Origin of the sequence: Microbacterium testaceum (genome assembly GCF_001476655.1) — a bacterium.
Classification (GTDB): domain Bacteria; phylum Actinomycetota; class Actinomycetes; order Actinomycetales; family Microbacteriaceae; genus Microbacterium; species Microbacterium testaceum_C.
Genome location: NZ_LDRT01000040.1, coordinates 1 through 21,121 on the forward strand (window position 1 = coordinate 1; position 21,121 = coordinate 21,121).

The window sequence follows — 21,121 nt, forward strand, 5'->3', positions numbered from 1 at the left end:
GCGTTGACCGCGAGCGAGGTGGGGACGCTGTCGACCGACGTGCTGAAGGATGCCGCGACCCGCGACGCCGCGGCCCTCGACCTCGGCGACCTGTCGGCGGTGACTCGCGATCTCTCCCTGCCGGCGCGCGGTGACAACGCGACCACGATCACCTGGGCCACCTCGAACGCCGCCGTCGTGACGGCGGCCGGCCAGGTCACGCGCGGCGCGGAGGGCAGCGCCCCCGCGACGGCGACCCTGACGGCGACGGTGTCTCGCGGCGATCAGACGGCGAAGCGCTCCTTCTCGGTCACCGTCAGTCCGCGCAACGACGCGGCCGACGCGCGGCAGGCCGTGCAGGCCCTCTCGGTCCCCCGCCTCGACGACGTCCGCGAGAACCTCACCCTGCCCACCACGAGTGGCGCCGCCACGGTGAGCTGGGCGTCGTCGGCCCCCGCGGTCATCGCCACCGACGGCGTCGTCACCCGTCCCGCGACCGGTTCGGCCGCGGCCGCCGTGACGCTCACCGCGACGGCGCGGGTGGGCACGGCGACCGCGACGCGGGAGTTCGCCGCCACCGTCGTTCCCGCCCCGGCGGTCGACGAGACCCGCGCGTACCTCTTCCCGTACTTCACCGGTGAGGGTTCGCCCGAAGACGAGAAGGTGCGCTACGCGGTCTCCAACGGCAACAACGCCCTCGACTGGGTCACCGTCAACGACGACAAGCCCGTCTTGCAGTCCGATCTCGGGGAGAAGGGCCTGCGCGACCCGTTCGTGATGCGCTCGCACGAGGGCGACCGCTTCTACATGCTCGCGACCGACCTCAACGCGTACCGGACCGGCCTCGACGGCTCGCAGGTCTTCGGCAGCCGTTACATCGAGGTGTGGGAGTCCACCGACCTCGTCACGTGGAGTGCGCAGCGGCACGTGCTCGTCTCGGAGGCCGAGGCGGGCAACACCTGGGCGCCCGAGGCGTTCTACGACGAGAGGCGGGGGGAGTACGTGGTCTACTGGGCCTCGAACCTGTACCCCAGCGGAAGCACCGACGTTCCGCGCGACCCGGGCTCGACCTACAACCGCATGATGTACGCCACCACGCGCGACTTCGTCACCTTCAGCAAGCCCCGGGTGTGGATCGACGAGCAGCAGCCCGGGTGGGGCAACGGCACGATCGACTCCACCGTCATGAAGGAAGACGGCTGGCTCTACCGGTTCACCGTGACCGAGTCGTCGAACATTCCGCGGGTGGATCGTACGAAGGATCTCACCGCCAGCATCACCCCGGGGAACAACCCCTGGAAGGGCGAGCCGGGTAGCGCGTGGGAGGCTCGCCAGTCGCGTGTCGGCTACGGCCAGACCTACACCGGCACCTCCGGTCGGTCGATCTTCTTCGACGAGGGTGAGGGGACCACGCTGTTCCGCCCGAACAAGGGCGACGTCAACGGAGACACCGGCGTCTACGCGTTCATCGACCAGGCCCCCTACTACGGGGGTGACGGCTATGTGCCGTTCAAGGCGAGCAGCCTCGCCGCCGGCGACTGGACGATCGTGCAGAACCGCAACCTGCCGCTCTCGGCCCGTCACGGCACGGTCCTTCCGATCACCATCGCGGAGTACGAGGCGATCCTTGCGCGCTACCAGCCCGACCGTCTCATCTCCGCCGCCGACGTCCAGGTGGGAACCCTCGCGGGCGTCGCGCCGAGCCTTCCCGCGAAGGTCCCGGCCGTGCAGGGACGCGGCACCGCCGCGGAGCGCGACCTCGGACAGGTCGCGGTGACGTGGGAGAAGGTCGATCCGGCGACGCTCACGGCGGGCAAGACGGTGACCGTGCGCGGCACGCTGGCCGGTCACGGCTTCGTCGAGGCGCGCGTGAAGGTGGCTGATCTGACCCTCAAGGTCTCCCTGCGCTGCGTCGCGAAGAAGGTCACCCTCGTCGCCGCGTTCCGCAACGGCGAGGCCGCGCCCGCGACCCTCAAGGTGTCGACCCCGTACGGTGCACGCAGCCTCACTGTCGCGCCGGGGAGCGGGGCGACGGCCACCTTCACCACCCGGACGGCTCGGGTCCCCGCCGGAGAGGTCGGCGTGACCGGATCGTTCCCCGGCACGGACGCCACGGTGACGGGGGCGGCGGCCTTCGCCGCGAAGAGCTGCTGATCCCGCCGTCGCCCCGTGGCCGCCGTCCCTCCCCGGCGGCGGTCACGGGGCGTCCGCGTGTCAGGACGGACGGATGCCGCGCACCCGCCCGAGCGCGGTGACACCGAACGCGACGCCGACGATGAAGACGGCGATCACGACGATGTAGACCGCGACGCTGCCCCAGCCCCCGTTCGCGGGATCGAGGAACGGGTACGGGTACCAGGACGATGCCCCGGTCGTGGGGTTGGTGATGAGCGGCGCCCGCACCAGGGTGTAGGCGATCCACACGATCGGGAAGATCGCCGCGCCCAGCGCCGTCGCCCACGGCAGTCGCCTTCGGCACGGGCCGAGCAGCACGTCGAGCAGGAGGAAGAGCGGACCCCAGACGTGCATGATCTCGTTGGACCAGCCGACGGTCTCGGGCTGGAGGGGAAGACCGCGCAGCAGCAGGTTGTAGACGACGCCGGTGACCACCATGTACGTCGAGACCCAGGCGAGCACCGTCGCGAGGGCGACGGGATCGGCGACCAGAGTGCGGCCGCGCGCGAAGAAGCGCAGCCCGGCGATGACCAGCACGACGACCGCCGACACGTTCGAGAGGATCGTGAAGAAGCTGAAGAAGTTGGCCACGACGGTCGTCACATCGCGACCGTTCGCCTGCGCGCCCGCGAGCGACGAGACGAGTTGCGCGACGACGGCGGCGGCGATGAGGGCCGCCAGCGCCACCCGCGCGATGTTCCAGCCCGCCGCCCACCCCGCCGATCGCCCCATGGGGTCACGCTATCGGGGCCGTCGCCGCCCGGGCGGGGCTTGCGGGGGCGGTGTCGGACCCTCTCGATAGGATGGGGTGTACCGCCGGACAACATGCGAGGAGCACTCATGCCCGGAATCGTGATCGTCGGCGTCCAGTGGGGCGACGAGGGCAAGGGCAAGGCCACCGATCTGCTCGGTGAGCGCACCGACTGGGTGGTGAAGTTCAACGGCGGCAACAACGCCGGCCACACCGTCGTCATCGGCGACGAGAAGTACGCGCTGCACCTGCTGCCCAGTGGCATCCTGTCGCCGGGTGTGACCCCCGTCATCGGCAACGGCGTCGTCGTCGACCTCGAGGTGCTGTTCTACGAGCTCGAAGCGCTGAACGCGCGCGGCCTCGACACCAGCCGCCTGAAGATCAGCGCCAACGCGCACATCATCACGCAGTACCACCGCACCCTCGACAAGGTCACCGAGCGCTTCCTCGGCAAGCGCCAGATCGGCACGACCGGCCGGGGCATCGGCCCCGCGTACGCCGACAAGATCAACCGCGTCGGCATCCGCGTGCAAGACCTGTTCGACGAGAACATCCTGCGTCAGAAGGTCGAGGGTGCCCTCGACCAGAAGAACCACCTGCTGGTCAAGGTCTTCAACCGCCGCTCGATCACGGTCGACGAGGTCGTCGAAGACCTGCTCGCCTACGCCGAGCGCGTGCGCCCCATGGTCGCCGACACCTCGCTGCTGCTGAACGAGGCTCTGGATGCCGGCGATGTCGTCGTCTTCGAGGGCGGCCAGGCCACCCTGCTCGACGTCGACCACGGCACCTACCCCTTCGTCACCTCGTCGTCCGCGACGGCCGGCGGCGCCTCGACAGGCTCGGGCGTGGGTCCGAACCGCCTCGACCGCATCGTGGGCATCGTCAAGGCGTACACCACGCGCGTGGGCTCGGGTCCGTTCCCGACCGAACTGTTCGACGAGAGCGGCGACTGGCTGCGCTCGCGCGGCTTCGAGTTCGGCACCACGACGGGCCGCCCCCGCCGGGTCGGCTGGTACGACGCTCCCATCACGCGCTACGCGACGCGGATCAACGGCATCACCGACCTCGTGCTGACCAAGCTCGACATCCTCGGCGGCCTCGAGCAGATCCCGGTCTGCGTCGCCTACGACGTCGACGGCGTGCGCTTCGACGACCTGCCGGTCAACCAGACCGACTTCCATCACGCGAAGCCCATCCTCGAGTACTACCCGGGCTGGAGCGAGGACATCTCCACCGCCCGGACCTTCGACGACCTGCCGCAGAACGCGCGGGACTACGTCCTCGCGCTCGAGAAGATGAGCGGAACGCGCATCTCGGTCATCGGCGTCGGCCCGGCGCGCGACCAGGTGATCGTGCGACACAACCTGATCGACTGACATGCGGTTCTGGGTGGGGGCCTACGCGGGGGACGCGGGATCGGCCGAGGGCATCGGCATCCTGCAAGCGGGAGACGCCGACTCGGTCTGGGCCTCGGGCCCGCTCGGCATGGTCGGCACGGCCGTGGCCGCCCCCGGCTCGGCGTCGTGGCTCGCCGCTCACCCGACGCACGATCTGCTCTACGCCGCGCTCGAATCCGACGGCACGGTGCAGGCCTACCGCCGCACGAGCGAGACGCGGCTGACCCCGGTCGGCCCGGCGATCGAGGCGGGCGAGTCGGTCTGCCACGTCGCGGTGTCGCCCGACGCGACCTTCCTCGTCGCGAGCTGCTGGAGCGACGGACGGGTCGTCCACATCGATCTGGATGCCGCGGGCCGTCCGTCGCGGCCGGTGATCGCCGCAGAGGCCACCGACCCCTGGGGCTCCGACTCCGCGGAGAGCGGCCTCTCGACCGGCGCTCGCGTCTCGGGTGCCGTCGTCCCCGATCTCGCCGCCGCCGCGCGCGCCCTGCGCGAAGCCGCCGGCGACGAGTACGGCGACCTCGTGCCCGCCTACGACGTCGTGCCCGAGACCGATGCCGAGTCGGAGGAGGCCACGATCGGTCCCCGCGTCTCGCGCTCGCACCAGGCGATCTTCCTCCCGGGCGGTCTCGTCGCGACCACCGACATGGGCCTCGATTTGGTGCGCTTCTGGCGCCACGGCCAGGGCGGTCTGCGTTTCGTGCAGCAGGTCGTGCTGCCGAAGGGCAGTGGTCCGCGGCACGGGTTGTGGCATCCGTCCGGCCACCTCTACATCGTGACCGAGCTCAGTCGTGAGGTGTTCGTGCTGGCTCCGGATGCCGAGGGCCGGTGGCACATCATCTCCGGGCAGCCGCTCGTCGGCACCCTCGAGACCGACACCGCGGCCGAGCTCTGCGCGAGTCGCGACGGCACCACGCTCTACGCCGGGGTGCGCGGGAGCGACACGATCGGTGTGCTCGCCGTGCGCGGTGCGGGTGAGGCGCTGCGGTTCACCGCCCTCGCCGACGCCGGCACGCACTGGCCACGCCATCACGTCGTGGTGAACGACACCCTGCTGGTGGCGGGGCAACTGGCCGATGAGATCGTCTCGCTTCCCCTCGATGCCCGCACGGGCGTGCCCGGTCGCGTTCGTCATCGCACCGCGTCACCCTCGCCGACGCGGTTGCTGCCGATGCGCTGAGATCCCCTTCCCCAGGGAGAGAGCCCGTCCCCCACCGGGAACGGGCTCTCTCGTCGTCAGGAGGTGGGAATCCACACCCTCATGGTCGACGGACCGCGGTTTCCCCAGTCGTGATATGGCACGAGGGCGACCGGTGCCGCGGCGTCCTGGATACGGCGCGCGATCTCGGGCGGGATGTGCCGGGCGATCTGGCGGTCATCGGGTACGACGACTGGGAGCTGCTCACTCAGAACGCCCGCCCGCCGCTGACGAGCATCAACGCCAATCTGCAGCAGCTCGGTCGACAGGCTGCGCAGCGCGTGTTCGATGCGATCGACGGGGTCGACGTGGGGACGGGAACACATCAGATGCCCGTGAAGCTCGTCATCCGCGGATCGACGATTGCGCACCGCTGAGCGGCCTCTCGAGTTGTTTTCGCTGATCTTTCGAAATCTCCGAAAACCATTGTGAAACGATTCCGCCCCTCGATAGCGTGCGCCATGCCCTCGCGGAACACCTCAGCGGTCAGCGCTCCCACCGGCCCCCTCTCCCCGGCCGCGTTCGTGGATCTCCACTGCCACGGAGCCCTCGGCCACGGCTTCGACGACGCCGACCTCGACGGAGTGCGCACGGCCGTCGACCACCACCGCGCCCACGGCACCGCGACCCTGCTCCTGAGCCTCGTCAGTGCTCCCCTCGAGCGCGTCGCGCGCCGTCTGGGGGAGCTGACGGAGATGATGCCCCTCTTGCCCGGAGTCGCCGGCGTGCATCTCGAGGGGCCGTTCCTCGCGCACGGCCGTCGCGGCGCGCACGACCCCGCGGCCCTGACCGTGCCCACCGTGGAGGCCGCGGAACGTCTTCTCGAGGCGGGGAACGGCATCGTCCGCTCGGTGACGATCGCTCCGGAACTCCCCGGCGCACCGGACGCGATCGACCGTTTCGTCGCCGCGGGTGTCGTCGTCGCGGTGGGCCACACCGAGGCCGATTACGACACCGCCGCTGCGGCCTTCGACCGCGGGGCGAGACTCCTCACGCACGCGTTCAACGCCATGCCGGGACTCGGCCACCGCGCGCCCGGACCGGTCGGTGCCGCGCTCGCGCGCGATCACGTGGTGCTCGAGGTCATCGCCGATGGCGTGCACGTGCACCCCGTCGTGATGCGGACGCTGTTCGACGCGGCGTGCGACCGCGTCGCCCTGGTCACGGACGCGATGTCGGCGACGGGGCTGGGCGACGGGGTCTACCGGCTGGGCGGACTGCAGGTCGAGGTCCGCGGCACGCGGCCCGTCATCGCGGGGACCGACACCCTCGCCGGCTCGACGCTCACGATGGATCGCGCGATCGCGTCGGTCGTCGCCGCGGGCGTGTCGGAGAGCGCGGCGCGGGCTGCGGCCTCGACGGTCCCGGCGGCTCTGCTGGCGTGAGCGCTACTTCTTGGCATCCTGCCGTGGGATCACGATCTGCTTGATGATCAGCAGGACCGAGGCCGTGACGGGGATCGCGACCAGGGCACCGAGCAGACCGAGCAGAGTGCCCCCGACGAGCGCGCCGATCACCACGAGAGAGCCGGGAACGGAGATCGTGCGGTTCATCACACGCGGGGTGAGGAGATATGCCTCGATCTGCATGTAGACCAGGTACACGATCGCGAAGATGAGCCCGGACGTCGGGCTGACGATCAACGTGAAGATCGTCGCGACGGCCCAGAAGAGCACCGACCCGACGAGCGGGATGAGCGTGATGCCGAACGCGAGAGCCGCGAGCAGGGCGGCGAAAGGCTGCTGCAGGATCGTCAGCACGATGAACGCGAACACGGCGTTGCACAGAGCGAGGACCACCATGCCGGCGAGGTAACCACCCACCGAATCGGTGATCTGACCGGTCATGTCGGAGACGGTCGCGCGGCTGCGCGCGGGGGTCAGCCGCACGAGGCTGTTCTTCATCTTCGGCAGAGCGGCCAGGAAGTACAGGCTCAGCACGAGGACGATGATCGCGCCGGAGATGAAGGTGCCGATCGTGACCCCGACCTGCAGGAGGCCGCCACCGATCGCCGCGATGTTCGTCGGGTTCGTGACGAAGCTCTGCACCTCTTTGAGCACGCCGGCCAGGCTGTCGCCGAAGTTCGACTCGACCCAGCGCACGGCGTCGCTGTCGATGAGGTCGTTGACGAAGGTCGGGATGTCGCCGACGAACTGCTCGACCTGTCGCACCACCGGCGGGATGAGCAGCCAGAGCGCCGCGGCGAGGATCACCGCGAGTCCCCCGAAGACGATGACGATCGACCACGCGCGGGACACGCCGCGGCGCACGAGCATGCGTACCAGGGGGTCGAGCGCCAGGGCCACGAACAGCGCGATCGCGATGTAGATGAGCACGGTCGACAGGCTCGAGAGCGCGAGCCCGAGGAGGATCGCCGTGAGTCCGCCGAGGGTCAGGAAGAAGCCCGCGGCGTAGGGGCGGGAGATCGCGGACCAGACGGGACGGTCGCGCGACGTGGGCTCACCCGCGTCGGCACCCTCGGCGGTCGGGTCGGGGCGCGTCGATCGGCTCATGGTCACACTGTAGGGGTCGGCTGAGAGGACGTGTCCGCCCTTGCCCGGCCGCGATAGTCTCGGAGCGATTCCGGGAGGACATATGACGGACGCCGACCCCACGACGATCCTGCAGAATCTGCGGGGCAGCATCGACAACATCGACGCTGCGCTCATCTTCCTGCTCGCGGAGCGCTTCCGGTGCACCAAGCAGGTCGGGGTGCTCAAGGCGAAGCACGGGATGCCGGCATCCGACCCCGCTCGCGAAGAGCAGCAGATCGCCCGTCTCATGCGGCTCGCCGAGGACGCGGATCTCGACCCGGCGTTCGCGGAGAAGTGGTTCAATTTCGTCGTCGCGGAGGTCATCCGTCATCACCGTTCGGCCGCTGCGCACCCCGCCGACTGACGACCTTTCACGTCCCCGCCGAGACGCCTTGCGCGGTTGACAGGGTGGTGCGACACGCCCGGACCGACGCGCGGTGCGGGCGGTCTCGACCCCCGCTGAGAAGGTGACGCACGCGCGCGCGTGTGCCACGCGGCATCCTGGATCGCAAGCCGGTAGGCGAACTTGCCAGTCGATCCATCAGCATGAAAACGTAGTGATGGCCCGATTCTGGGCCGCCCACTCGACCAGTCCGCGGTCGCGGTGACGACTCGGGGGAGTCGACGCCGCGAGCGTACGGTCGGCAGTCGGGGCCGCGGGATCCGACATCCCGCGCCAACGCGCTCCACCCCCCGGAGCGCCGGCGACTGCCACCCGGGCGTGACCGATGCGGCCACCCGAGGCCGCCGAGGTGCACCAGTGACACATCCGCCTGCCCTCGCGCCGCAGACTTCCGCGACGCCGGCTCTGGCCGCCAAGAACCTGTTCAAGGTCTTCGGACGCTCTCCGCAGGCCGCCGTCGAGAAGCTCCGCTCCGGCGCACGCCGCGACGAGATCGCCGACCACGGGACCGCCGCCGTCATCGACGCGAGCTTCGAGGTCCAGCCCGGCGAGATCTTCGTCATCATGGGGCTCTCCGGTTCCGGCAAGTCCACGATCATCCGCATGCTGAACGGCCTCCACGAGGCCACCGCCGGTACCGTCGAGGTGAAGGGCGACGCCCTCACCGGCGTCGGCTCCTCGCGTCTGCGCTCCCTGCGCCGTGAGCGCCTCGCCATGGTGTTCCAGCACTTCGCGCTGCTCCCGCACCGCACGGTGGCCGCGAACGTCGCCTACCCGCTCGAACTGCGCGGCGTCGGCAAGGCCGAGCGCCTCGCCAAGGCCGACGAGATCCTCGCTCTCGTGGGCCTCGAGGGCTGGGGCGACAAGTTGCCCTCGGCGCTGTCGGGCGGCATGCAGCAGCGCGTCGGCATCGCCCGGGCGCTCGCCGCCGACACCGACATCCTGCTCATGGACGAGGCGTTCAGCGCCCTCGACCCGCTCATCCGTCGCGAGATGCAGGAGCAGCTCATCGAGCTGCAGCGCACCCTGAAGAAGACCATCGTCTTCATCACCCACGACCTCAACGAGGCGATGTTCCTCGGTGACCGCATCGCCGTCATGCGCGACGGCCGCATCGTGCAGATCGGCACCCCGGAAGACATCCTCACCGACCCCGCCAACGACTACGTCGAGCAGTTCGTGCAGGACGTCGACCGCGCCCGCGTGCTCACCGCCGGCAACGTCATGGAGCGCCCGCGTCCCCGCGTCGACGCCTCCGCCGGACCGCGCGTCGCCCTGCGACAGATGCGCGATGCCTACATGTCGGCCGTCTACGTCACCGACCGCGACCGCAAGCCGCTCGGGATCATCACGGATCGGGATGCCATGAAGCTCGTCCGCGCGGGAGAGAACTCGCTCGTGTCGAAGCTCCGGCCGCTCCCGCAGAGCGTGCGTGAGGACGACGTGCTGATGAACCTCTTCGTCCCCTCCGTCGAGTCGCCCCTGCCGCTCGCCGTGCTCGACGCGGAGGGCCGCCTCACCGGCGTGATCCCGCGCGTGACGCTGCTCGCCGCTCTCGGCCCCGGCCCCACCGCCACGGAGGAGATCACCGTGCTGCCGCAGCCCCTGCCCTCCGCCGAGATCGACGCGGTGCTCGACGCCCCGGTCGCGGCATCCGAGAGCGAGGGGGTGCGCTGATGGACGGCTTCCGCATCCCGGTCGGCTCCTGGGTCGACGCCGGCGTGGACTGGCTCCGCGACAACCTCTCCGGGTTCTTCGACGTCATCGCCGTGACTGTCCGCTTCCTCGTCGGCGGCCTCAGCGACGTGCTGCTGGCCGCCCCGATCGTCGTCGTCATCGTGATCGCCGCTCTGCTGGCCTGGCTGCTGCGCTCGTGGAAGCTCGCGCTCGGCACCGTCATCGGCTTCGCCCTCATCCTCGCGATGGGGCAGTGGGTCACCGCGATGCAGACGCTCGCCCTCGTGCTCGTGGCCACCGTCGTCGCGGTGGCGATCTCGGTGCCGCTGGGCATCTGGTCGGCCCGTAACCCGACCGTCCGCGCGGTGCTGAAGCCGATCCTCGACTTCATGCAGACGATGCCGGCCTTCGTCTACCTGATCCCCGCGATCACCTTCTTCAGCATCGGCGTCGTGCCCGGCGTCGTCTCCACGGTGATCTTCGCGCTGCCCCCGGGCGTGCGTCTGACCGAGCTCGGCATCCGCGGGGTCGACTCCGAGACCGTCGAGGCGGGGCACGCGTTCGGCGCGACGCCCGGACAGATCCTGCGCGGTATCCAGTTGCCCCTCGCGATGCCGACCATCATGGCCGGCGTCAACCAGGTCATCATGCTCGCGCTGTCGATGGCGGTCGTGGCGGGAATCGTCGGCGCCGACGGGCTCGGCAAAGAGGTCGTGCAGTCGATCTCGACCGTCAACCTCCCCAAGGGGGTCGAGGCCGGCCTCAGCGTCGTCATCCTCGCGGTCTACCTCGACCGGCTCACCGCGGCGCTCGGCAACCGCGCCGACAACCGCTCGTCGCTGCTCGGAGTGCTCGCCCGTCGGCGTGCCGCCCGCCCCGCGGCGGTCGTCACGGCCGGCGCCACCGCGGCGCCGCGTGTCGACACGGCGTCGGCGGATGCCGCGGCCGAGGCGGATCGCGAGAAGGCATCGCCGCGTCGAGCCCCGATCTCGAGCGGTCACTGAGCCGCTCTCGCCTCGCGTGAGTCGCCAGGATTTGTCGCTTCGTCCCCGGTCGAAGCGACAAATCCTGGCACCTCGCGCGGGGCACCCCCGGAAATCACATACGAAAAGGAAGAGAACACAGCAATGAACAAGCGACACCTCACCGCGGCCCTCGTCCTCGGCAGCGTGGCGGCCCTCGCCCTCGCGGGCTGCGCCAGCGGAAACCAGGCCGAAGGCGGCTCGGGCGGCGGCGACAGCAAGGGCACGATCACGCTCGGCTTCCTGCCCTCCTGGACCGACGGCCTGAGCACCGCGTACCTGCTCGAGGACCAGCTCGGCAAGCTCGGCTACGACGTCGAGATGCAGACCCTCACGGAGGCGGGTCCCCTGTACGCCGGCCTCGCGCAGGGCGACGTCGACATCTACCCGTCGGCATGGCCCGAGCTCACGCACGCCGACTACATGAAGAAGTACGGCGACAACATCGAGGATCTCGGCGCGTACTACGACGACGCCAAGCTCACGATCGCGGTGCCGAGCTACGTCGACATCGACTCGATCGACCAGCTCCAGGCGAACGCCGCGCGCTTCGACGGCAAGATCTACGGCATCGAGCCCGGGGCGGGTCTGACCAAGCAGACCCAGGAGGTCGCGATGCCCGGTTACGGCCTCGACGGCCTCGAGCTCGTGACCTCGTCGACCGCGGCGATGCTCACCGAGCTCGACAACGCCATCGCGGCGCAGAAGGACATCGCGGTGACGCTGTGGCGTCCCTTCTGGGCGAACGACGCCTACGACGTGAAGGACCTCAAGGACCCCCAGGGTCTGATGGGCGACCCCGAGAAGCTCCACTTCCTCGGCACGGCCGGCTTCGCCGAGAAGTACCCGGATGCCGCCGAGCTCATCGCCGGCATCCAGCTCGACGACGCGCAGTACGGCTCGCTCGAAGACCTCGTGGTCAACGAGTACGGCGAGGGCAAGGAGCCCGAGGCCGTCCAGGCCTGGCTGGAGCAGAACCCCGCCGCGTTCTCGACGCAGCGCTGACGTGACGTGCGGCGGCGGCTCCCTGGGGCCGCCGCCGCACGGGTGTTCTTCGATTCTGCGAGGATCGCGCCGCCTTGCCATGCCCGCGGGTCGCTCTTGCCGGCGCTCACCCGATGACGACGGCGTCTTCGGTGAACGACGAAGACGATATCGGAGCTTTCGCGGGTGAAGCTGCGCGCGGCGCGGGTTCTCAGCGGATCGCGCGTGCTGCCGTGAACCGCGTGATGAAGCCCGGGTGTCCGGCGGGCATCGCGAGCACCGAGTCGGGGGTTCGGCCGGCGAGCTGGGGGAAGCCCGCGTCCGCGACGAGGTCGTCGTCGAGCGTCTCGAGCTCCGCCTCGACGAGCGGCCACGGCTCGTGGGCGTTCGCGGCCCAGATCGTGCGGCCGAGGTGGCGCTCGTGAAAGCCCCAGCGCGCGGTGAGGAAGCGTGACAGCGGGGTGTCCACGGTGGCGGTGCCGAGCGTCGCCCGCACCCGGGTTCCCGGATGCCGACCCCCGTGGCGTCGCGAACGGAACTCGATGCGCGCCCCGTCGGTGCGCACCCCGGCACGGGCCCACCGGTAGGGCAGCCCGAACAGCGCGCGGGCCGCGAGGACCGGAGCGAGATGCTCGGCTTCGAGTGTGCGGAACACGACCCCGCGGCGTCCCTCGTCGTCGACGGCGTAGGTGCGGACGTTGATCTCGGTGAACGTCCCCAGGAGAGGCACCGGAGGCAGGGGGAGGAAGCGGAACTCGCTCAGCACGAACGGTACGAGACCCACCCACGCGGATTCGTCGTGCACGTCGGGGCGGGTCCCGGGGGGCAGCATCGGGGCGACCTCGGCCGGGTCGACCCGCCAGTGCACGAACACCGCGCGGTTCCACCGCTGCGCGATGACCGCGCGTCCGGGCAGGTCGGGGGCGTGTCGCTCGGTGGTCACGGGCTCATTGTGGCCCCTGTTCCTCAGGACGGAGGGACACTGGACAGATGCCCTCGTCATCTGGTGCGGACCCCCGGCTCGTGGCATCCCTTCGCGAACTGCTCGCGGCGCGGGATGCCGACAAGACGATCTGTCCGTCGGAGGCCGCCCGCGCGGTGGGCGGCGACGACTGGCGCGAGCTCATGCAGCCCGCGCGCGACGCGGCGCACGAGCTGGTCGGCCTCGGCGAGGTCGAGGTGACGCAGAAGGGCGAGGTCGTCGACGTGACGACAGCGAGAGGTCCGGTGCGGATCCGGAGGAAGCGCTGAGGGGCTCTCGAACTCGGAGAAACGCGTGCCCCTCGAAGAATCCGCCCGGGGATCGGCGGGATTCGGCCGGAAGGGCGAGATGCGGGCGGGAGGGCGTCAGACCGCGGGCTCGGGCGGCGTTCGCGGTGCGGGCTCGGCACCGCGGGGCAGTTCGAGCGCGACCTTCTTCTCGAGCTCGTCGACCGCATCGTCGGACAGCCAGATCAGGCCGTCGAGTTCCTCGCGCACGCGCTTGTACGCGAGTTGGCGTTCGTTGGGTGTGGCGGCCTGGTCGGTCGCAACGGTGAGCAGCTGCTTCGCGGTGTCGAGGCGCTTGCGCTCCTCGGCCGTGAACGCCGCGTCCTTGACCCGGCGTGCGTCGCGCTCTGCCACCTCGAAGGCGACTTCGTAGTCGGTGACGGCATCGCGGTACTCTCTGAGCCGCTCGGGGGAGAGCGTCTCCCCGTCACGGGGTCGGAGGTTGTCGGCGACCTTCTTCGCGCGCAGGAACGCGGCGGTCAGCGGCTGTCGGCCGTCGCTCATCGCCGGGTAGGTGATGAGCTTCCCCGCGTCGAGCTCGTACTCCAGCCAGCGGTGCGTCACAGCGTCGTGGGCGGCGATGAGGCGCTGCTGGTCGTCGGCGTCGACAGGGGGCGCGAGAGGAGCGGGAGCGACTCCGCCCTGCGCGCGGATCAGCTCGATCTGCTCGCGGTGCCGGCGGCGGGCCTGCACCTCACGGCGCTTGTTTACGCCGTTCACCGCCCCCATCGTCATTCCGAAGAGCGGGAACACGAGCCACCAGTAGCTGCCCGCGAAGGTCCAGAAGTCGTGCACCCCCGCCATGCTACGCCGGTCGGCCGAGACGATGTGGCCGGGCTCACTCCGGGTCGGAGCTCTTCCGTCCGCGCTTGGTCGCTCGCTCGTTCCAGTTGCGTGCGGCGGCGCGTCCCATGGACTCCATCGAGCGTGCGAGCGCGCGCTGGGCCGTCTCGGCGAGGTCGGATGCCATGCGGCCCCACGCCTCGGATCCGTCGAACGACGACGGTGGGGCCTTGTCTCCGTGCCGCGCGACGCGCTCGGCGTGCTCGAAGGCGTTGACGGTGAGACGGACCGCGTCGCGGTAGGCCAGGAAATCCGCGGGCTCGAGACGCGTCTGCGCCGAGGCGGGCCGGAGCCACTGCGCCCGCTCGTGCGCGCGAAGGAATTCAGCGAGCAGGGGGGAACGGGGATCGGACAAGGCGGGAAAGTCGATCGCAAGGGCGGGATCGGTCTCGTACGCCATCCAGCGCGCCAGGACCGCATCGTGTTCGGCGAGGAGGCGCTCCACCGGGAGCGGCGCGCTTCCCGAGCGGATCGCGGGGAGCATGGCCTGCGCGGCCTTGACGGCGGCGCGGCGCGCCCGCATCTCGGCCGACGCGGCACGCAGAGCATGCTGTGCGGCCACGAGTCGAGCGCGTGCGGCGGACACGGCACCGGAAGAGCCTCGGGATGCCGCCCGCTCCGCCTGTGCGCGAACCACCTCGGCGTCGGCCATCTTGACCTCGGCCCGGCTCCGCGTGATGGCCTGCCGCGCGGTGAAGAGGTCGAGCTGCGCGGCATCGAGCTCGAGTCGGCGAGCCGCGTTCTTGCTGATGGGCCGCGATGCCCAGGCGCGAGCCGCGCGGTCACCTGTCGTGGTGTTACCGGCGGGGAGGGCGCGCTGCTGACGCGAGCGGCGCACACCGATCCAGCCGAGTGTGCCGGCACCGGCCGCAGCGGGCCCGATCCACCACCACTCGGCCAACAAGACCATCAGCGGCTCCACGTTCCCATGCTACGTCGGGCATGCGACACGGTGCTCGTCGTCGGGCCGGATTCCGCAAGGGGTGCGAAGTTCGGTGCGCGGCTGCGCGGCTGCGCGGCTGCGAGCTGCGGGCTGCGGCGCGTCAGCCGAAGATCAACGTCAGAACGGTCGCTCCGCCGCCCGTCAGGACGAGGGCGGCGATGACCACCCATGCGGTCACCTTCACGCGGCGCTGTCTTTTCTCGTCGAACACGGACATGTCGTCGTCGTCGTTCGTCACCGCGTCTCCTCTCGGTGTAGGGCCGGCCAGTGGTGGGGGCCCGGCGGGTCGCGTCTCAGGCGACGGGCTCCGCGACGGTCGGGCCGAAGACCGCGGGGAGCGTCTCGGTCGAGAGGCGACGCAGCTCGGACACGGGGACCGTGAACACGTCCTGGATCTCCAGCGACGCCTCGGTACCCGGCTCGACGTCGGTCACCCCGATGCGCAGCACCGGGTAGCCGCGGCCGTCGCACAGCCCGCGGAACTTCACGTCTTCCTCGCGGGGGACGCTGACCAGCACGCGGCCGGTGGACTCGCTGAACAGCGCGGCGGTGGCATCCACCCCGTCGCGCTCCATGAGCTCGGTGAGCCAGACGCGCGCGCCGACGCCGAAGCGCAGGACGCCCTCGGCGAGGGCCTGAGCGAGACCGCCCGACGACAGGTCGTGCGCGCTCGACACGAGCGACTGCGACCCCGCGGCCTGCAGCAGTTCGGCGAGCTTGCGCTCCTGCGCGAGGTCGACCTTCGGCGGTCGTCCGCCGAGGTGGTCGTGGATGGTGCCCGCCCACTGCGAACCGTCGAGCTCGTCGGCGGTGACTCCCAGCAGGTAGAGGTTCTCGCCGGCATCCTGCCAACCGCTCGGGATGCGCGCGGCGACGTCGTCGATGATGCCCAGGACGCCCACGACGGGGGTCGGGTGGATCGGCTGGTCGCCGGTCTGGTTGTAGAACGACACGTTGCCGCCCGTGACCGGGATGCCGAGCTCGAGGCAGCCGTCGCTCAGACCCTCGACGGCCTGGCTGAACTGCCACATGACCTCGGGGTTCTCGGGACTGCCGAAGTTCAGGCAGTCGGTGACGGCGGTGGGCACCGCGCCCGTGACGGCGACGTTGCGGTACGCCTCGGCCAGGGCCAGCTTCGCGCCGTTGTAGGGGTCGAGCTGGTTGTAGCGGCCGTTGCAGTCGGTCGCGATCGCGAAGCCGAGACCGGTCTCCTCGTCGACGCGGATCATGCCGGCGTCGTCGGGGAAGCTCAGCGCGGTGTTGCCCAGCACGTAGTAGTCGTACTGGTTCGTGATCCACGAGGTGTCGGCGAGGTTGGGGCTCGCGACGAGGGTCGTGAACTGCTCGCGGAGGGTGTCGGCATCCGTCGCCCTCTCGAGCTTCGCGGCGGAGTCGGCCTGCAGGGCGTCGATCCAGGTGGGGTAGGCGATCGGGCGCTCGTAGACGGGGCCGTCGACCGCGACGGTCGAGGGGTCGACATCGACGATGCGCTCGCCGTACCAGTCGATGACGAGGCGTCCGTCTCCGGTGACCTCGCCGAGCACGCTCGTCTCGACGTCCCACTTGCCGACGACGGCGAGGAACGCGTCGAGCTTCTCGGGCGCGACGATCGCCATCATGCGCTCCTGCGACTCCGACATGAGGATCTCTTCGGGCGTCAGCGAGGGGTCGCGCAGCAGCACCTTCGACAGCTCGACCTTCATGCCGCTGTCGCCGTTGGCGGCGAGCTCGCTCGTGGCGCACGAGATGCCCGCGGCACCGAGGTCTTGGATGGCCTCGACGAGGTCGTCCTTGTACAGCTCGAGGCAGCACTCGATGAGCACCTTCTCGGCGAACGGGTCGCCGACCTGCACCGCGGGACGCTTGGTGGGCCCGCCGTCGGCGAAGGTGTCGGATGCCAGGATGCTCGCGCCGCCGATGCCGTCGCCGCCCGTGCGGGCACCGAACAGCACGACCTTGTTGCCGACGCCCGTGGCGTTGGCGAGCTTGATGTCCTCATGGCGCATGACGCCGACCGCGAGGGCGTTGACGAGCGGGTTGCCCTGGTAGACCGCGTCGAACACCGTCTCTCCGCCGATGTTGGGCAGGCCCAGGCAGTTGCCGTAGAAGGAGATGCCGCTGGTGACGCCGTGCACGACGCGGGGGGTGTCGGGGTGGTCGATCGCGCCGAAGCGCAGTTGGTCCATGACCGCGACGGGGCGCGCGCCCATCGAGATGATGTCGCGGACGATGCCGCCGACGCCGGTCGCGGCGCCCTGGAACGGCTCGATGTAGCTGGGGTGGTTGTGCGACTCGACCTTGAAGGTGACCGCCCAGCCCTCGCCCACGTCGACGACGCCGGCGTTCTGCCCCATGCCCACCATGAGGCGGGTCTTCATCTCGTCGCTGACCTTCTGGCCGAACTGGCGCAGGTAGATCTTGCTCGACTTGTAGGAGCAGTGCTCGCTCCACATGACCGAGTACATCGCCAGCTCGCCGCTGGTGGGGCGGCGGCCCAGGATCTCGCGGATCTTCGCGTATTCGTCGCTCTTGAGCCCGAGCGCGCCGTACGGCTGCTCTTTATCGGGCGTCGCGATGGCGTTCTCGACGGTGTCAGCAAGAGCTGTGCGGGCGGCGGGGTTCGGGGTGGTCACGCGGCTGAGCTCCAAGAATCGCAGGGGCCGGACGGGAGTCAGTCTAGTTGGGTAGGCCGACATTGCTCGGGGTCGGTGCCCCTCCGCCCCTAGGCTGAGCGCACACCGACCGAAAGGCATGCCGTGGCCCTCTTCACCTTTCAGTTCATCGTCAGCGGAGACCTGGCCGCCGCGCAGGAAGCCACACGAGGTGCCCTCGAGGCCGCCGGGTTCACCGTCGAGCAGAAGGGCGACCACTGGAAGGCGACGCACGGCAACCTCGTCAAGACGATGTTCCTCGGCGTGCGCGCCCCGAACGACGACCTGCGCGAGGTGCTCGACGTGACCTTCACCGACCTCGGCGGCACCGTCGAGGTTCGTCTGCACCGACCGATCTTCCAGCCGGCGGGCGGGAACGACGACGGGATGGAGCAGCTGAAGCTGCACAACGCCTACAAGGCCGCGATCGCCGAGGTCGAGGCGGGGCTCCAGCAGCGCGGCGTCCTCGTCAGCGCGAAGGTCTGACGAGGCGGCGAACCCGTCGCGGCGGCCCGAAGCCGGACGCGCCGATGACGGATGCCACGGCGTCGGGGCGTCGGCATCCGATCGCACGCGAAAGCCCGGCGCGGAGATCGCTCTCCGGGCCGGGCCCTCGTGTCAGCGGCAGGTCGTCGCCGGGTAGGCCGCCTGGACGGTCGTCGAGTTCGCGCCCGAGGTGGACTTCACCGAGACGACACCCGCCGGCACCGAATTCGCCCGGGTCGAGAACGTCGCGCTCGTGTTCTTCCCGGCCTGCACGCCGGTGACCGTCTTGGTCCCGTTCGGCGAGGTGAAGGTGATCGACACCGGCGTCGTGGCGCCATTGGTGGCGCGGGCGACGAGGGTGACCTTCCCCGAGACGCAGCGCGCATCGGCGGTGGCACTCAGCGGGAGCGCCGGTGCCGTCACGATCACGTCGGCCGTCACGGTGAGTGCGGTCGAGCTGAAGGGACGGCGATCGGCGGCGTTCCACGTCGTGGATCCGCCCGCACCCACCCACTGGTTCAGGTTCGCGCCGATCGTGCGCACCGTCCCCGTGACGGGATAGGTGCCCGGACGGCTCGTGTCGACGCCGGCGGTGTTCCACTGCACCGGCTGCGAAGCCGAACCGCGACCGTAGGCGAGGGTCACGTCGGTACGGGCGGGAAGGGCCGCCGCGACCGCGTCGCCCGCCGCGCCCTGCGTCACGCTGACGTCGCCCAGGTCCTGCTGAGCGGTCGCCGTGGCATCCGCCTTCCTGATCGTGTCGTATCGCCCGAAGGTCAGCGGCACGATTCCGCCGTGCTTGGTGCTCGGTCGCATGAAGAACTCGTCGGAGACGAGCTGCGTCCACCCCGCGTCGAGGTCGTCGCTCTCCATCGGGCGGTATCCGGTGGAGGGGATGACGTCGGCGTAGAGGTACCAGGACTTCTCACCGTGGCGTTGGAAGACGGCCGGGCCCTCCACGCCACCGGGGTTGCCGCCGGACCAGACCGCGCCGATGCGGGTCTGCACGGTCGTCCAGGCGGTGTCCTTCAGCCACCATGTCGCCGCGCTGGTGCGCTCCATGTAGATGCCGCGGCCCTGCGCGTTGTCCTTGGTGATGCGGTAGGTCTTGCCGTCGTTCTGAATCACCGTGGTGTCGATGGCGTCGCCGCCCGTGTCGATCATGACCCCGCCGTACCGGTAGGTGCTCTGGGTGAAGTCGGTGGTCGCGCCCCAGAGGACCCGCGAGTACGAGCCGCCCGTGTGCGCCGCGTTGTCGAACATCTTCGACGACCAGTACAGGACGAAAGCCCCGCTGCCGTCCGCGTTGTAGTCGTCGACCCAGGTCGCCTCGGGGGCCCAGGCCATGCCCAGCTCGGCGGCCTTCTGGCCGGCGGCGGAGAGGGCGACGTCGAACTGGCGCACGTCGCTCCACGAGACGAGGTCCTTCGACTCCCACACGTTGAGCTTCGTGCTGCCCTGCGACGACCAGTAGCACCAGTCGGTGCAGCCGTTCGCGCCGCGGTCGCCGCCGAACACGCGCAGATCGGTCGCGATGATGTAGTACGTCTGCGTATCGGGGTTGTAGGTCAGGTACGGGTCGCGCACGCCGGTGGTGCCCAGCTGCGACGCGAGGATGGGCTGCCCGCCGTTCAGCGGGTCCCAGACCTCGGGGTCGTCTCCGCGCGAGACGTCGAGGTAGATCTTCTCGGCGTAGCCGTTGGCATCTTCGATGAAGTGCACCATCGCGTAGCCGAAGGCGTCGCCGTCGGCGGGCGTCGGCTTCACCGTCGCGGTCACGCTGCGCGTCGCGCGCACGCCCCGCACCTCCGCGGTCGCCGTGAGAGACGTGGTGCGCGCGGGGCTTCCGACCGCAGGCTGATCGACGGTGACGCTCTTGCCGTCGGCGGCGACGCGGACGGTCGGGTCGTCACTCGTCCACGACACCGTGCCGCCGTACGAGGGAAGGTCGTCGGTCTTCTCGTCGAAGGTCAGGGGACGCACGCCGTCGACGACGCTCTGCGCGGCCTGCCGAAGCGTGTCGGCGTGGATCGTGGCATCCGCATTCGAGACCTGCGTGACCTCGTTCGCCGAGAGCGCGCGGTCGTAGACGCGGAATGTCGAGACCTCACCCTTGAACATCGGGTCGGGGTAGGGCGCACGGCCGAGGGCGTTGAGGGTCTGATCGGTGATGTCGGCGGGCGTGAGGGCGGTGCGAGTGGATGCCACCTGCGTGCCGTCGACGAAGAAGGTCAGGGTGCCCGCGTCGCCGTCGATGACGGAGGTGAGGCTGTACCAGCGGTCGGCGGTGAGGGGGGAGGTCGATCGAGCGTTGACCTCCCCGCCGCCGCCGTTCGTGGTGATGACGGTGCGCGGGTTGTCGCGCACCGAAGAGAAGTAGGAGCGGGTGGGACTGTCGCTGCCGATGTTCCAGAGGAAGTTCCAGTTGTTCTTCATCGAGGCGTCGATCTTGGCCTCGATGGTGACCGTGGCGGAACGCTTCCCGCCGAGGATGTTGTCGGGAAGGCGCACCCAGTTCGCGGTGGCACTGGTCTTGGCTCCACCGGCGAAGACCAGCGAGGTTCCGGTCCACTGCGAGTTCGTGCCGTTGACGACGGTCGCCGCGCCGAGCGCGCCGGACACCGTGTTGGGCACCGAGGCGCCCGTGGTCTCGTCGAACAGGTACTCGGCGAGGAGTCCGCTCGTGGGAGCGGTCGTCTCGGCGGCGTGCGCGGTGGCGACCGGCACCAGCCCGCCGGCCATCAGGGCGACGCCGGTGACGGCGGCCATCCACGGGCGCAGTCGGTGGCGCAGGGGGGAGGCCGCGGAG

Annotated in this window: 20 protein-coding genes; 11 read left to right on the plus strand and 9 right to left on the minus strand. The window is 70.2% G+C overall.

The window, feature by feature from the left end:
* Nucleotides 1-2,133 (plus strand): immunoglobulin-like domain-containing protein (locus NS220_RS06790; protein WP_153004194.1); only part of this gene is annotated, 2,133 nt, incomplete at its 5' end.
* 60 nt (nt 2,134-2,193) lie between these two features.
* Here NS220_RS06790 and NS220_RS06795 read toward each other — a convergent pair.
* Nucleotides 2,194-2,886: a Pr6Pr family membrane protein gene (locus NS220_RS06795; RefSeq protein WP_058623331.1), complete on the minus strand. Its 693-nt coding sequence runs from the start codon at nt 2,884-2,886 to the stop codon at nt 2,194-2,196.
* A gap of 108 nt (nt 2,887-2,994) precedes the next feature.
* Between NS220_RS06795 and NS220_RS06800 the strand changes: the two genes are divergently transcribed.
* Nucleotides 2,995-4,281: an adenylosuccinate synthase gene (locus NS220_RS06800; protein ID WP_058623332.1), complete on the plus strand. Its 1,287-nt coding sequence runs from the start codon at nt 2,995-2,997 to the stop codon at nt 4,279-4,281.
* Between the two features lies 1 nt (nt 4,282).
* The gene (locus NS220_RS06805) at nt 4,283-5,482 is read left to right on the plus strand and encodes a lactonase family protein (protein ID WP_058623333.1); all 1,200 of its coding nucleotides are present in this window, start codon (nt 4,283-4,285) and stop codon (nt 5,480-5,482) included.
* Between the two features lie 56 nt (nt 5,483-5,538).
* On the opposite strand, the gene NS220_RS20760 is transcribed toward NS220_RS06805, so the two are convergent.
* On the minus strand, nt 5,539-5,634 hold the full coding sequence (locus tag NS220_RS20760; protein WP_346335416.1) for a hypothetical protein: 96 nt from the start codon (nt 5,632-5,634) through the stop codon (nt 5,539-5,541).
* Between NS220_RS20760 and NS220_RS06810 the strand changes: the two genes are divergently transcribed.
* Nucleotides 5,593-5,877, plus strand: coding sequence for a substrate-binding domain-containing protein (locus tag NS220_RS06810; RefSeq protein ID WP_242864555.1), 285 nt, complete (start codon nt 5,593-5,595; stop codon nt 5,875-5,877). The two genes, NS220_RS20760 and NS220_RS06810, sit on opposite strands and share 42 nt — an antisense overlap.
* A gap of 84 nt (nt 5,878-5,961) precedes the next feature.
* Nucleotides 5,962-6,885, plus strand: coding sequence for an N-acetylglucosamine-6-phosphate deacetylase (locus NS220_RS06815; RefSeq protein ID WP_058623335.1), 924 nt, complete (start codon nt 5,962-5,964; stop codon nt 6,883-6,885).
* Nucleotides 6,886-6,888: 3 nt separating this feature from the next.
* Here NS220_RS06815 and NS220_RS06820 read toward each other — a convergent pair whose 3' ends face one another.
* A complete protein-coding gene (locus NS220_RS06820) occupies nt 6,889-8,013 on the minus strand; it encodes an AI-2E family transporter (RefSeq protein ID WP_242864556.1) in 1,125 nt (374 codons plus the stop codon).
* An 82-nt stretch (nt 8,014-8,095) separates the two neighbouring features.
* Between NS220_RS06820 and NS220_RS06825 the strand changes: the two genes are divergently transcribed.
* The 4 genes from NS220_RS06825 (at nt 8,096) to NS220_RS06840 (ending at nt 12,141) form a co-directional block, all read left to right on the plus strand.
* Nucleotides 8,096-8,398, plus strand: coding sequence for a chorismate mutase (locus tag NS220_RS06825; RefSeq protein WP_058623337.1), 303 nt, complete (start codon nt 8,096-8,098; stop codon nt 8,396-8,398).
* Nucleotides 8,399-8,794: 396 nt separating this feature from the next.
* Entirely contained in the window at nt 8,795-10,114 is a 1,320-nt protein-coding gene (locus NS220_RS06830; protein ID WP_058623338.1) for a quaternary amine ABC transporter ATP-binding protein, read from the plus strand.
* Nucleotides 10,114-11,118, plus strand: coding sequence for an ABC transporter permease (locus tag NS220_RS06835; protein ID WP_058623339.1), 1,005 nt, complete (start codon nt 10,114-10,116; stop codon nt 11,116-11,118). Before NS220_RS06830 ends, NS220_RS06835 begins: the two co-directional genes overlap by 1 nt.
* Nucleotides 11,119-11,241: 123 nt before the next feature.
* Nucleotides 11,242-12,141, plus strand: coding sequence for a glycine betaine ABC transporter substrate-binding protein (locus NS220_RS06840; protein ID WP_058623340.1), 900 nt, complete (start codon nt 11,242-11,244; stop codon nt 12,139-12,141).
* Between the two features lie 190 nt (nt 12,142-12,331).
* Here NS220_RS06840 and NS220_RS06845 read toward each other — a convergent pair whose 3' ends face one another.
* Nucleotides 12,332-13,063, minus strand: a complete 732-nt coding sequence (locus tag NS220_RS06845; protein WP_058623341.1) for a YqjF family protein — start codon at nt 13,061-13,063, stop codon at nt 12,332-12,334.
* A 47-nt stretch (nt 13,064-13,110) separates the two neighbouring features.
* Between NS220_RS06845 and NS220_RS06850 the strand changes: the two genes are divergently transcribed.
* Nucleotides 13,111-13,371 carry a DUF3253 domain-containing protein gene (locus tag NS220_RS06850; protein WP_058623342.1) on the plus strand — a complete coding sequence of 87 codons (261 nt, stop codon included), beginning with the start codon at nt 13,111-13,113 and terminating at the stop codon, nt 13,369-13,371.
* Between the two features lie 96 nt (nt 13,372-13,467).
* Here NS220_RS06850 and NS220_RS06855 read toward each other — a convergent pair whose 3' ends face one another.
* The 4 genes from NS220_RS06855 to purL all read right to left on the minus strand — a co-directional run bounded on the left by NS220_RS06855 (nt 13,468) and on the right by purL (nt 17,871).
* Nucleotides 13,468-14,184, minus strand: a complete 717-nt coding sequence (locus NS220_RS06855; protein ID WP_058623346.1) for a hypothetical protein — start codon at nt 14,182-14,184, stop codon at nt 13,468-13,470.
* Nucleotides 14,185-14,227: 43 nt separating this feature from the next.
* Entirely contained in the window at nt 14,228-15,154 is a 927-nt protein-coding gene (locus tag NS220_RS06860; RefSeq protein WP_058623343.1) for a hypothetical protein, read from the minus strand.
* Between the two features lie 121 nt (nt 15,155-15,275).
* Nucleotides 15,276-15,413, minus strand: coding sequence for a hypothetical protein (locus NS220_RS20040; RefSeq protein WP_193755298.1), 138 nt, complete (start codon nt 15,411-15,413; stop codon nt 15,276-15,278).
* A gap of 55 nt (nt 15,414-15,468) precedes the next feature.
* Nucleotides 15,469-17,871 carry a phosphoribosylformylglycinamidine synthase subunit PurL gene (gene purL, locus NS220_RS06865; protein ID WP_440589459.1) on the minus strand — a complete coding sequence of 801 codons (2,403 nt, stop codon included), beginning with the start codon at nt 17,869-17,871 and terminating at the stop codon, nt 15,469-15,471.
* Nucleotides 17,872-17,931: 60 nt separating this feature from the next.
* Between purL and NS220_RS06870 the strand changes: the two genes are divergently transcribed.
* Nucleotides 17,932-18,312, plus strand: a complete 381-nt coding sequence (locus NS220_RS06870; protein WP_058623345.1) for a hypothetical protein — start codon at nt 17,932-17,934, stop codon at nt 18,310-18,312.
* Between the two features lie 132 nt (nt 18,313-18,444).
* Here the strand turns inward: NS220_RS06870 and NS220_RS19200 are convergent.
* The coding region (locus NS220_RS19200; protein ID WP_153004195.1) for a LamG-like jellyroll fold domain-containing protein at nt 18,445-21,121 on the minus strand (2,677 nt) is incomplete at its 5' end.